Annotated in this window: 15 protein-coding genes; 9 read left to right on the top strand and 6 right to left on the bottom strand. The window is 65.6% G+C overall.

All coding sequences use genetic code 11. From position 1 onward, the window contains the following. Nucleotides 1-121: 121 nt before the first annotated feature. Together C1876_RS07765 and C1876_RS07770 are read left to right on the top strand one after the other, a co-directional pair. Complete coding sequence (locus tag C1876_RS07765; protein ID WP_114546153.1) at nt 122-961, top strand: deoxyribonuclease IV; 840 nt, start codon at nt 122-124, stop codon at nt 959-961. 84 nt (nt 962-1,045) lie between these two features. Further along, nucleotides 1,046-1,885, top strand: coding sequence for a deoxyribonuclease IV (locus C1876_RS07770; protein ID WP_114546154.1), 840 nt, complete (start codon nt 1,046-1,048; stop codon nt 1,883-1,885). A 16-nt stretch (nt 1,886-1,901) separates the two neighbouring features. Here the strand turns inward: C1876_RS07770 and C1876_RS07775 are convergent, their stop codons facing one another. Continuing rightward, nucleotides 1,902-2,771 carry a C39 family peptidase gene (locus C1876_RS07775; protein WP_114546155.1) on the bottom strand — a complete coding sequence of 290 codons (870 nt, stop codon included), beginning with the start codon at nt 2,769-2,771 and terminating at the stop codon, nt 1,902-1,904. Between the two features lie 271 nt (nt 2,772-3,042). On the opposite strand from C1876_RS07775, the gene C1876_RS07780 reads away from it, so the two are divergent. Further along, a complete protein-coding gene (locus tag C1876_RS07780; RefSeq protein WP_211309524.1) occupies nt 3,043-3,852 on the top strand; it encodes a MerR family transcriptional regulator in 810 nt (269 codons plus the stop codon). Nucleotides 3,853-3,903: 51 nt separating this feature from the next. On the opposite strand, the gene C1876_RS07785 is transcribed toward C1876_RS07780, so the two are convergent. The 5 genes from C1876_RS07785 to C1876_RS07805 all read right to left on the bottom strand — a co-directional run bounded on the left by C1876_RS07785 (nt 3,904) and on the right by C1876_RS07805 (nt 7,778). Then, nucleotides 3,904-4,224, bottom strand: coding sequence for a type II toxin-antitoxin system RelE/ParE family toxin (locus C1876_RS07785; protein ID WP_114546156.1), 321 nt, complete (start codon nt 4,222-4,224; stop codon nt 3,904-3,906). Further along, nucleotides 4,211-4,519 (bottom strand): type II toxin-antitoxin system Phd/YefM family antitoxin, encoded by a 309-nt coding sequence (locus C1876_RS07790; protein ID WP_114546157.1) that lies wholly within the window; start codon nt 4,517-4,519, stop codon nt 4,211-4,213. Before C1876_RS07790 ends, C1876_RS07785 begins: the two co-directional genes overlap by 14 nt. A gap of 76 nt (nt 4,520-4,595) precedes the next feature. Next, nucleotides 4,596-6,005: an aldehyde dehydrogenase gene (locus tag C1876_RS07795; protein WP_114546158.1), complete on the bottom strand. Its 1,410-nt coding sequence runs from the start codon at nt 6,003-6,005 to the stop codon at nt 4,596-4,598. 26 nt (nt 6,006-6,031) lie between these two features. After that, nucleotides 6,032-7,219 (bottom strand): iron-containing alcohol dehydrogenase, encoded by a 1,188-nt coding sequence (locus tag C1876_RS07800; RefSeq protein WP_114546159.1) that lies wholly within the window; start codon nt 7,217-7,219, stop codon nt 6,032-6,034. Nucleotides 7,220-7,247: 28 nt separating this feature from the next. After that, nucleotides 7,248-7,778, bottom strand: a complete 531-nt coding sequence (locus tag C1876_RS07805) for a D-alanyl-D-alanine carboxypeptidase (RefSeq protein ID WP_114546160.1) — start codon at nt 7,776-7,778, stop codon at nt 7,248-7,250. 294 nt (nt 7,779-8,072) lie between these two features. Between C1876_RS07805 and C1876_RS07810 the strand changes: the two genes are divergently transcribed. The 6 genes from C1876_RS07810 to dxr all read left to right on the top strand — a co-directional run bounded on the left by C1876_RS07810 (nt 8,073) and on the right by dxr (nt 14,019). Beyond that, complete coding sequence (locus C1876_RS07810; RefSeq protein WP_114546161.1) at nt 8,073-9,527, top strand: S1C family serine protease; 1,455 nt, start codon at nt 8,073-8,075, stop codon at nt 9,525-9,527. 185 nt (nt 9,528-9,712) lie between these two features. After that, nucleotides 9,713-10,429, top strand: a complete 717-nt coding sequence (pyrH, locus tag C1876_RS07815; protein WP_114546162.1) for a UMP kinase — start codon at nt 9,713-9,715, stop codon at nt 10,427-10,429. Nucleotides 10,430-10,498: 69 nt separating this feature from the next. Next, nucleotides 10,499-11,056, top strand: coding sequence for a ribosome recycling factor (gene frr / locus C1876_RS07820; protein WP_114546163.1), 558 nt, complete (start codon nt 10,499-10,501; stop codon nt 11,054-11,056). Between the two features lie 40 nt (nt 11,057-11,096). Then, complete coding sequence (locus C1876_RS07825) at nt 11,097-11,876, top strand: undecaprenyl pyrophosphate synthase (RefSeq protein ID WP_114546164.1); 780 nt, start codon at nt 11,097-11,099, stop codon at nt 11,874-11,876. Then, the gene (locus C1876_RS07830) at nt 11,877-12,800 is read left to right on the top strand and encodes a phosphatidate cytidylyltransferase (RefSeq protein WP_114546165.1); all 924 of its coding nucleotides are present in this window, start codon (nt 11,877-11,879) and stop codon (nt 12,798-12,800) included. Continuing rightward, nucleotides 12,790-14,019: a 1-deoxy-D-xylulose-5-phosphate reductoisomerase gene (dxr, locus tag C1876_RS07835; protein WP_114546166.1), complete on the top strand. Its 1,230-nt coding sequence runs from the start codon at nt 12,790-12,792 to the stop codon at nt 14,017-14,019. The genes C1876_RS07830 and dxr overlap by 11 nt, the downstream gene beginning before the upstream one ends. Nucleotides 14,020-14,067 lie beyond the last annotated feature (48 nt).

Here is a 14,067-nt window from a genome sequence, read left to right on the forward strand (position 1 = left end):
CGCCTGCGCACGATCGCGCAACGGCCTTCCAACAAGTGCGTGCAAGCGCCCTCTCGCTTGCCCTCCGCGTCCCTCCTTCGGCTACGATGCTGGCAAACCTCCCTGATGGAAAGGATGCGCTATGTTCACCATAGGATGCCATCTCTCGGATAAAGACGGATACCTCGGCATGGCGAAGGACGCCGTGTCCATCGACGCGAACACGTTCCAGTTCTTCACGCGCAACCCGCGCGGCGGCGCGCAGAAGGCGCTCGACCCGCAGGACCTCGAAGACTTCAAGGCGTACGCGCCCCAGCACGGCATCGAGGTGATCATGGGCTACGCGCCGTACACCGTGAACCCCGCAAGCGACAAGATGAGCGAGCACGACTTCACCATGATGGTGCTCGCGGAAGATCTGGCGCGCATGGAGGAGACGCCGCACATGCTGTACGCGCTGCAACCCGGCAGCGCGCTCGGGCAGCCGGTCGACGTCGCGCTCGGCAAGGTGGCCGACGCGCTCAACGACGTGGTGACGCCCTCGCAGACCACGCGTCTGCTGCTGCTCACCATGGCAGGCTCGGGCACGCAGGTGGGCAGCACGTTCGAGCAGTTGGCTGCCATCCTCGACAAGATCGAACTGGCCGATCACGTGGGCGTCTGCTTCGACGCATGCCGCGTGTGGGGTGCGGGCTACGACATCGTGGGCGACCTCGACGGTGTGGTGGACGAGTTCGACCGCGTCATCGGGCTCGACAAACTGCACGCCATCCACCTCAACGACAGCGAGGATGCCCTCGGATCGCACAAGGACCGCCACGCGCCCATCGGGAAGGGGCAGATCGGTCTCAAGGCGCTCGCCGCCCTCACGAACCATCCCAAGCTGCGGGACATCCCGTTCTACCTGGAAGCGCCCGAGCCGACGCTGTCGAAGTACGGCGAGGCCATCGAGGAGCTGCGGAAAGCGCACGATCGCGCGTAGCGGAGAATTCGTCGGCACCGTCGCGGGCGCGTCTTTATCTGCTACCATATACGTAACGATTACAGGATCGGAAAGGGCGCGCCCATGTTCACCATCGGATGCCATCTCTCAAGCGCGAAGGGCTACCTCCACATGGCGAAGGACGCCGTGTCCATCGACGCGAACACGTTCCAGTTCTTCCTGCGCAACCCGCGCGGCGGCCGCGCGAAGGCCATCGACCCGAAGGACATCGCGGCGTTTCGCCAGTTCGCGCCCGAGCACGGCATTGAGACCATCCTCGCGCACGCCTCCTACACGGTGAACCCCGCGTCGAACGTGCCGAAGACGCACGACTTCGCCCTCATGGTGCTCGGCGACGACCTCGTGCGCATGGAGGAAACGCCTCATCAGCTGTACAACATGCATCCGGGCGCCGCGGTGGGGCAGCCCGTGGACGTGGCCATCGACAACATCGCTGCCATGCTCAACGAGGTGCTGCAGCCCGGGCAAACCACCACGGTGCTGCTCGAGACGATGTCGGGCTCGGGCTCCGAGATCGGCGGCACGTTCGAGGAGCTGGCAACGCTCATCGACAAGATCGAGCTCAACGACCGCATGGGCGTGTGCCTCGACACGTGCCACGTGTGGGCCGCCGGCTATGACATCGCGGGCGACCTCGACGGCGTGGTGGACGAGTTCGACCGCGTTATCGGCCTCGACCGTCTGCGCGCCGTCCACCTCAACGACAGCAAATTCGGCCTCGGGTCGCACAAAGACCGCCATGCCCGCATCGGCGAAGGCACCATCGGCTTTGACGCGCTCGCGGCGTTCACGAACCACCCGAAGCTGCGCCACCTGCCGTACTTCCTCGAAACCCCCAACGAGGCCCTTTCCGGCTACGCCGAGGAAATCGCCGCCCTGCGCGCCGCGCACGCCGAGGGGTAGCCGACAGGCCGGCGGGCTACTTGATGACGACGGCTTGGGCGCCCAGTTCGTAGTAGCGGGAAGCGAACAGTTGCAGGTCGTAGCTCACCTGGCCCGCCAGCGAGTCGCTGACCAGCACGAGGCCCGCGTCCAGGTCGTAGCCGCTCACCACCACGCAGTGGCTGTTCGCGTACAGGCGGTACGTCCGGTCGCCCTCGCGCGCCACCTGGTAGGCGGTGCCGGGGTCGGCCAGGTCGATGGTGCACCAGGCGATGACGGGATGGCCGGCCTCCACTTCGGCAAGCACGTCCTCGAGCGACGAGCCCGTGATGTCGAACGCCTGAAGGGAGGATTCCTGGGCGGCCAGGTACGCCGACGCGGTGCTCGCGATAGCCGGCGCCATGCAGCTGTGGCCGTCGGTCGAGTGCGGGTCGCCCAGGAACGCCGAGACGAACGTGCTGTCGCTGAGGGGCAGCCATGCGTCGGCGATGGTGGTTTTCTCCAGATCGAAGCCGTACGAGAGCAGCGCGTTCGTCAGCGCGACGGACTCGCATCCGGTGGGCAGTTCGGGGTACTGCTGCTCGGCGGGCACGTCGATCGAGACGGAACGCTGCGTGTCGGAGCTCTCGGCCTGCAGGGCGGCCACGTCGTTCGTGGCGCGCTGCTCGGCATCGATATCGGCGACGGCCAGCCGCGACGACAGCAGCGGGAAGGCAACCACGGCGGCCAGGAGCACGGTTGCCGCTCCGAAGCACAGGCGCGTGGCGGCCCACCGGCCGCGTCTCCGGCTGAACAGTGGTCGCGTGCCGCGGCGCGGATGGGGGAGGAACTGCCGGGCGAACAGCCGACGCCGGTACGTGGTGGTGCGAACGCGGGAGGTGCGTCGTTCGGTCGGTTCGAAAGCCATGGTCGCACCCTTCTCTTCGGTCGGCATGTTCCGAGCATATCGGACGATGTTGAAAACAACCTGAAAGACATCCCCCTCACCACGAACACGTCTCGCGTTGCCGTATTGTTTCACTCGTCGCAAAACCTCCTCATTTCGTCGCCGCCGCGTGCGCCGCCGCCGGTTTCGTGCGATGCTGCACCCGACGACATTTCGCGAAGTTTTTTCGCCGAACCCCTTGACCCTCCTCATGCAGGAGGCTGTTGAATGCGATGCGAAGGAGGTGAGAACCGTGTTCTACATCGGAGAGTTCTCGAAGATGGGCAAGACCACCATCAAGACGCTGCACCACTACGACCGCATCGGGCTGCTGCATCCGGAGGCCGTCGACGGCGCCACCGGGTACCGGCTGTACACGACGCGCCAGCTCATAGAGCTGCACCGCATCCAGGCGCTTCGGCAGGCGGGGCTGTCCATCGACGAGGTGGCGGCCATCGTGCGCGGCGCCGATCCGCGTCCCATCCTCATGCAGCGTCGCGACGAGATCGAACGAGAGCTCGCCGCGCGCCAAGACCGTCTTGCGCGCATCGCATTCATGCTCGACAACGAAGAAAAGGGGTTTCCCATGGACTATCAGGCAACTATGAAAGAGCTTCCCAGCTGCATCGTGTTCTCCAAAACGATGACCGTCCCCACCTATTCCGCGTACTTCGAGGTCATTCCCGCCATCGGCCGCGCCGTGAAAGCGGCGAACCCCGATCTCACGTGCGCCACGCCCGAGTACTGCTTCATCACGTACCTCGACGGCGAGTACAAAGAGCGCGACATCACGATGAAGTATTCGGAAGCCGTCGAGGAATACGGCGTGGAAACCGACGGCATCGTGTTCGAAGAGGTGCCTGCGGCCACCGTCGTGTCCGTCATGCACCGCGGCCCGTACGCCGACCTGCCGCGCGCCTACGCGTTCGCGATGGATTGGGTGGAGCAGAACGGCTACCGCATGGTCGACCTGCCGCGCGAAAGCTACATCGACGGCATCTGGAACAACATTCCCGAAAGCGATTGGCTCACCGAGATCCAAGTCCCGGTCGAGAAGAAGTAACGCCGATGCTCAAGAGGGCGCCGCGTCAGCGAGCGCCCTCGGCGGCTGGAATCAGTCGTCCAGGAATTCGAACCCGTATTGGTCCGTGTCCTGCCTAGTGTGGAAGATACGGTGCACGGTCAACGTGTCGGCGGTGTAGGTGTAATAGATCCAGTAACGCTTCGCAAGCATGCGCCGATATGTTTTACGAACCAAGTCGTCATCGAAAAATGGTTGGCCGAGGTCTGGAAGTTCGGCTGCGCGCTCGATGGTCGAAAAAAGAGCATCGGAGACGTTGCGCGCGGCTTGCGGGGACTTCAACGTGAGCGCGATGTAGACGAGGATGCCGTCGAGGTCGGCGCTCGCGCGCGGCCTGAACTCAATCCTGCGCATTGAGCTGCTCCGCCGCTTCGATGAGCTGAGTGGCGCGCGCCTTGACATCGTCATACGAGATTGCGGCAGGGTGGTATTTTTCCTCGATCTCGGCTTCGCGCAGCTTGCGAACGGCACGCTCGTGTTGCAGATGCTCGTCGTAGGCGTCGCTGTCGATGACGACGAGGGACGCGGAGCCGTTCTTCGTCATGATGATGGGCTCCCGCGTTTCGCGGGCGAGCGTTTCGATATCGTTGAGGCGCGTGCGAAGATCGCTGATAGGCCGAATCTGGGGCAGAGCTGCTTGCATGACCATAGTGCCTCCTTGGTACAAATTTATCATATATTTATACCAAAATTTGTACCATAACGCAAGAGAAGCGGTTGCAACGCTACCTCATGAGCAGCCTCAGCAGCTTGATCTTGTCGCCGAACGGGGGGTTGCGGATGGGCATCTCGATCCACGTGCCCTTCGTCAGCGTGGACTTGTAGTGCGTGAAGCAGTCGAAGCCCACCTTTCCGTGGTAGGCGCCCATGCCGGAGTTGCCCACGCCGCCGAAGCCCATGTGGTTGTTCGCGAGGTGCACCACCACGTCGTTGATGGTGGCGCCGCCGAACGGCAGCTCGCGGATCACGCGCTGCTGCACGGCTTTGTCGTCGCTGAAGATGTAGGTGGCCAGCGGTTTCTCGAAGGTGCGCACGATGGCGAAGGCCTCGTCGAGCGTCTTGTATGTGATGACGGGCAGCGCGGGCCCGAAAATCTCCTCGTTCATGACGGGGTCTTCCAGCGTCACGCCGCGCAGGCAGGTGGGCTCGATGCGCAGCGTCTCGGCGTCGCCGTGCCCGCCGAACGCCACCGATGCGTCGGGATTGCGGTTTTCGATGAGCCCCATGACGCGGTCGAAATGGCGGCGGTTGATCATGTGCGGCCACTCGTCGCAGGCGAGGATGTCCGCGCCGTAATACTGGTGGAAGCACGCGTCGAGTTGCTCCACGAGGCTGTCCGCCACGCGCTCGTGCACGAGGAAGTAGTCGGGCGCCACGCAGGTCTGCCCCGAGTTGATGCCCTTGCCCCAGGCGATGCGCTGCGCCGCGCGCTTCACGTTGGCGCTCTCGTCCACGATGCAGGGGCTCTTGCCGCCCAGTTCCAGCGTCATGGGCGTGAGGTGCTTCGCCGCCGCTTCCATAATAGTGTGGCCCACGTTCGGGCTGCCGGTGAAGAACAGCTTGTCCCAACGCGTTTCGAGCAGCCAGTCGTTCATGGCGCCCGATCCGGGGAAGCCGCACACGAACTCGGGCGGGAACACGCTGGCCAGCATCTCGATGAGCAGCTCGCTCGTGGCCTTCGAGGTGCGCGAGGGCTTGAGCGCCACGCAGTTGCCGGCGGCGATGGCGTCCACGAGGGGCACGAGCGCCAGCTGCACGGGATAGTTCCACGGGCTCAGCACCAGCACGACGCCCATCGGGCTCGGGTACACCTTCGACGTGGCGTGGAAGTGCACGATGGGGGTGGGCACGCGGCGCGGCCGCGACCAGGAGCCCAGGTGCTTGAGGCAGGTGGAAATCTCGTCGTACACCAGGCCGAGCTCGGTGGCGTAGCCTTCGAAGGGCGCTTTGCCCAGGTCGGCCGTCAGCGCGGCCAGGATGCGCTCCTCGTTCGCCTTGAGGTAGGCGCGCAGCTGCTCGAGCGCGCGCTTGCGATGCTCCACGGGCAGCGTGGCGCCGCTCTGGAAGTACGCGCGCATCTTCTGCGCTTGGGCTTCGACGTCGGCAAGGCTCTCGAAGGTGGGGACGGTGGACATGCGACACTCCTTCGCGGTGCGGGTTCCTAGTAGGCGGCCTCGAGGATGGCTTGCGCGTCCTCGAGGGTGATCTCGGTTTCGTTGTACAGCGCGGCGCCGTCGTAGCGCGCCTGCTTGGCCACGGCGGGCAAGTCTTCGCGGGCCACGCCCAGCTCCGACAGGCGCAACGGCACGCTGTAGGTGTCGTGGTACAGGTCGTTGAGCGAGGCCAGGTGCTCGCAGAACGCGCGATCGCGCTCGTCGGACGAGGCGTTCGCTCCAAGCCCCGCGGCGCGCGCCGGCGCCAGCGCGTCCAGCAGTTCGCCGTAGAGGCCCGCGTGGATGCCGCGGTCCAGGTTGAAGCGCACGCAGTGGGGAAGCAGCATCATCATGGCCTGGCCGTGGGGGATGTGGCACAACCCGCCCAGCGAGTGGCCGATGGCGTGCACGATGCCCACCATGGCGTTCGAGAACGCGGCGCCCGCCATGAGCGAGGCCAGCGCCAGGTTCGTGCGGGCGTCGGCGTTCGCGCCGTCGCGGCAGGCCGCGGGCAGGTTCGCCGCAATGAGCTCGACGGCCTTCACGGCGAAGGCGTCGGACACGGGGTTCTTCTGGATGGACGTGTAGGCCTCGATGGCGTGGGTGAGCGCGTCCATGCCGGTGGTGGCGGTGAGCTTCGGCGGCAGCGACGAGGTGAGCGCCGGATCGAGAATGGCCACGTGCGGCACCAGCTTGTAGGAGGTGAACGACAGCTTCGCGTGCTTCTGCGTGTCGGCCACCACGGCCACGAGCGTCACCTCGCTGCCGGTGCCGGCCGTCGTGGGCACGGCGATGAACGGCGGCAGGTCGGCGTGCAGGATCTCGGAGCCTTGCAGCGTAGCGAAATCGACGCCCTCGCAGGCGAGCGAGGCGGCCGCGCCCTTCGTCGTGTCGATGACCGAGCCGCCGCCGATGGCGATGAACCCGTCGCAGCCGCGCGCGGCGTAGAGGCGCGCAACCTCGTTCACCACGTCCATCGACGAATCAGGCGGCACCCGGTCGAACACCTCGTAGGCCACGCCGGCCGCGTCCAGCACGCCGGTGAGCTTCGCGGCCACGCCCAGCTTCATGAGGCCGGCGTCGGTCATGACGAGGGGGTGCGACATGCCGCGGTCGGCCACCTCGTCGGGCAGCTTGTCAAGCGCGTGGGCGCCGCAGACGATCTTCGTGGGGCAGCTGAATTCGAAACCGTTCATGGGGGGCTCCTTTTGCGGACGGCGGCGCTTACGCGCGCGGGGTTGACATGGCGGGCTTGGGCGCGCGATACGCGGCGCGCCAGCCGAAGAACAGCTTGAGCAGCGCCGTGAACATATACGTGAGGGCGACGCCCGTGTTGTTGGGCCCGCGCGTGGAGAACGCGCGCTGCGCGAGCGCGGCCTTCAGCGTCATGCCGCCCGTGAAGCACGCAAAGGCGTAGGCGAGCGAGCGAAACGCGATGACGTAGTCCACGGTGGTCGCGTGCGCATCGGCGCTGGCAAGGCCGCTGCCCGGCTCCACGTCGGTGGCGATGGCGGCGGGAGGCACGCGTTTGAACGCGCCGGAGGCGCTGCGCCGGCAGGCGCACCTCAGGTTCGTGCCGCTCACGGTGAGCATGAACGTGTAGCCGGGCTCGAGGTAGTCCACCTCCGCGCGAATCTTCGGCGACACGTGCTTGAACAGGTTGATGAGGTGGGGAAGCAGGCGCAGCAGCAAGCGGACGTACAGCGCCTCGAAGCGCTGCCCCACGCTCAAGCGCGGGCGTGATGATTCAGCCATGCGGGCTCCTCTGACGGCATCGTTGACAACGCCTCGTATGATACCGCGCTCCTTGTGCGTCAGCAGCCACGTTCTTGGGAAAACCGGTTGTTGGAAGGGCCTGCGCGGCCTGTGTGCTCCTCCGGGTGTACGGCTTGGTTTCGGGGAGTACACCAGATGGTGTAATTCCGTGTCGCAAAGGTGACAATTGCCTTCGAGGCGCTTCCTTGCGCGAGGCGGCGTGATAAGGTGACCGCATTACATCGGTACGTACAGTAATCAGAGACCATCACGAATCCAAGGAGCGTGAAGCACATGACTGATACGCATGGCAACACCCCCGGCACCGGCCCTGTGCCGCCGACGCAGGGCGAGGAACATGCCCAGCACGCGGCCCCCACGGGCCAGCAGCCATATTATCAGCAGCAGCAATACTACCAGCAGCCGCAGCATCCCCAGCATCCGGCGGGCTCGGTGAACGTCGAGAGGAAGTCGCACGGCGGCCGCACGTTCCTGCTGGCCTTCTGCGGCGCAGCCGTGGCATGCGCCATCGGCCTGGGCGGCTTCGGCATTTGGCAGGCCTCCACGGGCGGTTCTTCCAGCAGCGACGGCGGCTCGTCCACGCAGCTGGGCTCGCAGAACTCCGGCAGCATCAACGCCACCGACGCCGAGTCCGACCAGACGCTGGCCGAGGCCGTGGCGCAGAAGGCCCTGCCCTCCGTGGCGGCCATCGACGTGTACGCCAACCAGTCGAGCTCGGGTAGCATGTTCGGCAACGGCACGAACAGCGGTTCCGACTCCGGCACGCTGACGGAAGCTTCCCTCGGCAGCGGCGTCGTGCTGACGGCCGACGGCTACATCATTACGAACTACCACGTCATCGCAGGCGGCGACGCGTACAAGGTCACCATCGAAGGCGAAACTTACGACGCCGACGTCGTGGGCAGCGATCCCAGCTCCGACATCGCGGTCATCAAGGCCAAGGACGCGAGCGGCCTCACGCCCGTTGAGATCGGCGACTCCGACGACCTCATCATCGGCGAGTGGGTTATGACCATCGGCAGCCCGTTCGGCCTCGAGCAGTCCGTTGCCACCGGCATCGTGTCGGCCACCAGCCGTTCGCAGATCATGGACGCCAGCACCGACCAGTACGGCCAGAGCTCCGGCGAGACCACCATCTACCCGAACATGATCCAGACCGACGCGGCCATCAACCCCGGTAACTCGGGCGGCGCCCTCGTGGACGCCGACGGCAAGCTCATCGGCATCAACACGCTGATCACGTCCTACTCGGGCAACTACTCCGGCGTCGGCTTCGCCATCCCGGTGAACTACGCGGTGAACCTTGCCCAGCAGATCATCGACGGCAAGACCCCGACCCATGCACAGCTCGGCGTGTCCCTGTCCACGGTGAACGCTCAGAACGCCCAGCGCTACGGCCTGTCGGCTGATGCCGGCGCGTACGTCGCCGCGGTGAGCGAGGGCTCCGGCGCTGCCGAGGCCGGCCTGCAGGAAGGCGACATCATCACGAAGTTCGACGGCGAGAACGTGGAATCTGCCAGCGACCTCATGCTGGACGTCCGTTCCAAGAACCCCGGCGACAAGGTGACGCTTGACGTGAACCGCAACGGCGAGACCAAGCAGATCGAGGTCACGCTCGGCTCCGACGAGAGCACCCAGAACGCCTCGACCCAGCAGAACAACGCCCAGGAGTCCATGCTCGAGCGCCTCTTCGGCGGCAACAGCAGCTCCCAGCAAGACGCGGCGTAGTTCCCCAACGTACCATCTCCCCCTTTGACGAAGGCCCCCGGATACCGGGGGCCTTCGTTCGTCCCGTCTGTCCTTTGCGTGGAATGGCTGGAAACGGGGGCGCATGGGGACGCGGGGGATTTCATTTTCGGGTAAGATGGGCGGTTAGAACAGCAAAAGGAACCACCACCGAGAGGATAAGGCTTATGTCTGAACAATACCGATACGACCGCGTGCTGCTCAAGTTATCTGGCGAAGCGCTGGCGGGAGATGTCGGGTACGGCATCGATCCCAAGGTGGTTGACGACCTGGCCGACCAGATTGCCGACATCGTGCACGACGGCGTGCAGCTGGCCGTGGTCGTGGGCGGCGGCAACATCTTCCGCGGGCTCGCCGGCTCGGCCGAGGGCATGGATCGCGCGCAGGCCGACTACATCGGCATGCTGGCCACCGTCATGAACGCTCTCGCCCTGCAGGACGCCTTCGAGCGCCACGGCATCTTCTCGCGTGTGCAGAGCGCCATCAACATGCAGGAAGTGTCCGAGCCCTACATCCGCCGTCGCGCCATCCGTCACCTGGAGAAGGGCCGCGTGGTCATCCTGGCCGCCGGCACGGGCAACCCGTACTTCACCACCGACACGACGGCTGCGCTGCGCGCGTGCGAGCTGGACGTGGACGTGCTCATGAAGGCCACGAAGGTGGACGGCGTGTACGACAGCGACCCGAAGAAGAACCCCGACGCGAAGCGCTACGACACCATCAGCTACATGGACGTGCTGTCGAAGGGCCTCAACGTCATGGATTCCACGGCCACGTCGCTGTGCATGGACAACCATCTGCCGATGATCGTGTTCGACCTGACGACCAAGGGCAACATTTCGCGTGCTTTGAAGGGCGAAAGCGTCGGAACCACGGTAGAATAACGATAACGCATCTGCGCGCCGCCTCCGTTGCGCGGCGCGTTGCTCAGGAGCAGGGTGAAAGGAACCGGGATGATCGACGATATTATGCTGGACGCGGAAGAGCGTATGCAGAAGGCTCTCTCTTCGCTGGGCGAGGCGTTCGCCTCCGTGCGTACGGGCCGCGCGAACGCGATGGTGCTCGACCGCATCAGGGTTGACTACTACGGCGTGCCGACGCCGGTGAACCAGATGGCGGGCATCAAGACGCCCGACGCGCACATGCTGGTCATCGAGCCGTGGGACAAGGGCGTGCTCGGCGCCATCGAACATGCCATCATGCAGAGCGACCTGGGCGTGACGCCGTCCAACGACGGTTCCGTCATCCGCCTGCCGTTCCCCGCGCTCACCGAGGAGCGTCGCCGCGACCTGGTGAAGCAGTGCAAGGGCTACGCCGAGGAAGCACGCGTGGCCGTGCGCAACGCCCGCCGCGATGCCAACAGCGCCATCGAGCGCGCCGTCAAGGAGGAAAGCCTTCCCGAGGACGACGAGCGTCGCGGCCAGGCCGAGGTCCAGAAGCTCACGGACAAGTACATCGCCGAAGTCGACGAATCCTTCAAGAAGAAGGAAGCGGAAGTGATGGAGATCTAGGGTTCCGTTCAAGTAAGGGAGAGACGGCCGTCAGGTAAACATGAACAAACCGCTTGACTACATATTCCCCAACCCTCCGGCGGACCTCGATCCGACGCAGCTCGATCCTGCGGCGGTGCCGCAGCACGTGGCCGTCATCATGGACGGCAACGGCCGGTGGGCGAAGGAGCGCGGCAAGAACCGCCTGTTCGGCCACAAGGCCGGCATCGACGCGGTGCGCGAGACCATCCGCTGCGCGTCGGACGTGGGCGTGCGCTACCTCACCATCTACTCGTTCTCGTCCGAGAACTGGAAGCGCCCGCAGGACGAGGTCATCGGCCTCATGAACCTGTTCGCCACCACGATGCTCGCCGAGGTGGACGGCCTGCACGAAGAGCACGTGCGCGTCATGACCATCGGCCGCACCGACGAGTTGCCGAAGAAGACGCGCGACGCGTTCGCGAAGGCGTGGGAGAAGACGAAGGACAACGACGGCATGACGCTGGTGGTGGCCGTGAACTACGGCGGCCGCGTCGAGCTGCTCGACGCCATGCAGTCCTACATGGACGGCGCGCACGCCGCGCTGCGCGAGGGCCGCACGCCCGACCCGCTCACGGAGGAAACGCTGTCGAAGCACCTGTACACGGCGGATATTCCCGATCCCGACCTGCTCATTCGCACAAGCGGCGAAATGCGCGTGTCGAACTTCCTGCTGTGGCAGATCGCCTATGCGGAGTTCGTGTGCACCGAGACGCTGTGGCCCGACTTCGACCGCTACGAGCTGCTGCGCGCGCTGCTTGAGTTCCAGTCGCGCGATCGACGATTCGGGGCGGTGAAGTAAGTGGAGGAGCGGCCCGACGGTCTGCCCGACGAGGGCGACGATCGCAAGCGCACGGGGCGCATCAAAGACTTCGCGTACGAGAAGACCCCCAAGAAGCTGAAGAACGCCACCGACCTGCAGGTGCGCTTCCGCACGGGCTTCGTGTACGTGGCGCTGTCCGTCCTCTGCATCCTCATCAGCGATTGGACCACGCTCGTCCTGCTCGTGGCCACCGCCGGCATCACGGCGGGGGAGTTCTACTACATGCTGCGCTCGGATGCGAAGCTTCCCAACGAGATGCTGGGCATCATCGCGGCCATGTTGTACCCGGTGAGCGTGTTCTTCCTGGGATTGAACGGCGCCCTGTTCGTCAGCCTGGCGCTGCTGTTGGCGCTCATCATGTGGTACGTGTTCTGGATGCGCGCACGCGTTCCCGACGTGGGCGTGAGCTTTTTCGGCGCCGCGTACTGCGGCATGCTGCTCTCGGGTCTCATGATCATCCGCACGTCGCTGCCGCAGCCGTGGGGCGGCGTGCTGGCGCTGTGCATCTTCCTCAGCGTGTGGGCGAACGATTCGTTCGCGTATCTCGTGGGCAGCAAGATCGGCAAGCACAAGCTGGCGCCGCGTACGTCGCCGAAGAAGAGCTGGGAAGGCTTCTTCGCCGGTCTCGTGGGTTCCGCCGCGTTCTGGTGCGTGATGACGCTCATTCCGGGCGTGACGATGTCCATTCCTCAAGCGATTGTGTTCGGCCTGATCAGCGGGTTGATGGGCGTGCTCGGCGACCTGGCTGAGAGCCGCATCAAGCGCAACTCGGGCTTCAAGGACTCCGGCACCATCATGCCGGGGCACGGCGGTCTGCTCGATCGCTGCGATTCGCTGTTCCTCGTGGCCGTGACCTCGGCCATCCTGCTGGTTGGAGGAGGCTGCATTCCCTATGTCGGATAGAAAGCGCATCGTGGTGCTGGGCTCCACGGGTTCCATCGGCACGCAGACGCTCGATGTGGCGCGGCGCCATGCGGACAAGCTGGAAGTGGTGGGCCTCGCGGTGAACGCGCGGGCCGACGAGCTGCTGGCGCAGGCGCGCGCATTCGGCGTGCGCCACCTCGCGGTGGGCGATGAGCGCCTGAGCCGCGAGCCCATCGCCGACGAGCTGGCGGCGCACGTCGAGAGCGCGAAGCCGGAAGGTACGGCCTCGTCGCTTGCCGAGGCGTTCGCGCAGAGAGGCGAAGGGACGCTCGGCTTCGGCGCCGATGCCGTGGTCGACCTCGTGCGCCTTCCCGAGGCCGACATCGTGGTGAACGCGCTCGTGGGCGCGGCCGGCCTGCGCGCCAGCTACGAAACGCTTGCTGCGGGCAAGGTGCTCGCGCTGGCGAACAAGGAATCGCTCGTGGTGGGCGGCGACCTCATCATGCCGATGGCAGCCGAGCCGGGGCGCCTCATGCCCATCGACTCGGAGCACGGCGCCATCTACCAGTGCCTGCTGGGCGAGAACCCGCGCGAAGTGTCGCGCCTGTGGGTGACGGCGTCGGGCGGCCCGTTCCGCGGACGCACCCGCGCCGACTTGGAGGGCATCACGCCCGCGGCTGCGCTCGCGCACCCCACGTGGAATATGGGCGCGAAAATATCCATCGACTCGTCCACGCTCATGAACAAGGGCCTCGAAGTCATCGAGGCGCACCACCTGTTCGCCATGCCCTACGACAGGATCAGCGTGGTCGTGCAGCCGCAGAGCGCCATCCATTCCATGGTGGAGTTCACCGACGGCAGCGTGAAGGCGCACCTCGGCACCACCGACATGCGCATTCCCATCCAGTTCGCCCTCAGCTATCCCGACCGATGGGACGCCCCCGTCGCGCCGCTCGACTTCACGAAGCTCGGCAGCCTCGAGTTCGCTCCCGCCGACACCGACACGTTCCGCTGCCTCGCGCTCGCGCGCGCGGCCGGCGAGCGGGGCGGCACGCTGCCCTGCGTCATGAACGCCGCGAACGAGGTGGCCGTGGCCGCCTTCCTCGCCGAAGAGGGCAGCTATCTGGGCATTGCGGCATGTGTCGAAGCCGTCATGGACGCCCACGAGCGCGCCGGCGTGCAGCGCGTGGAAAGCCTTGAGCAGCTGGAAGCCCTCGACGCCTGGGCCCGCCAAGAAGCCCGCAAAAACGTTCGCTAGCACCTACGAGAAAAGCGAGAAAAGCGCCCGAACGGGCGCTTTTCTCGT

This window comes from Eggerthella sinensis (genome assembly GCF_003339815.1).
GTDB lineage: Bacteria > Actinomycetota > Coriobacteriia > Coriobacteriales > Eggerthellaceae > Eggerthella > Eggerthella sinensis.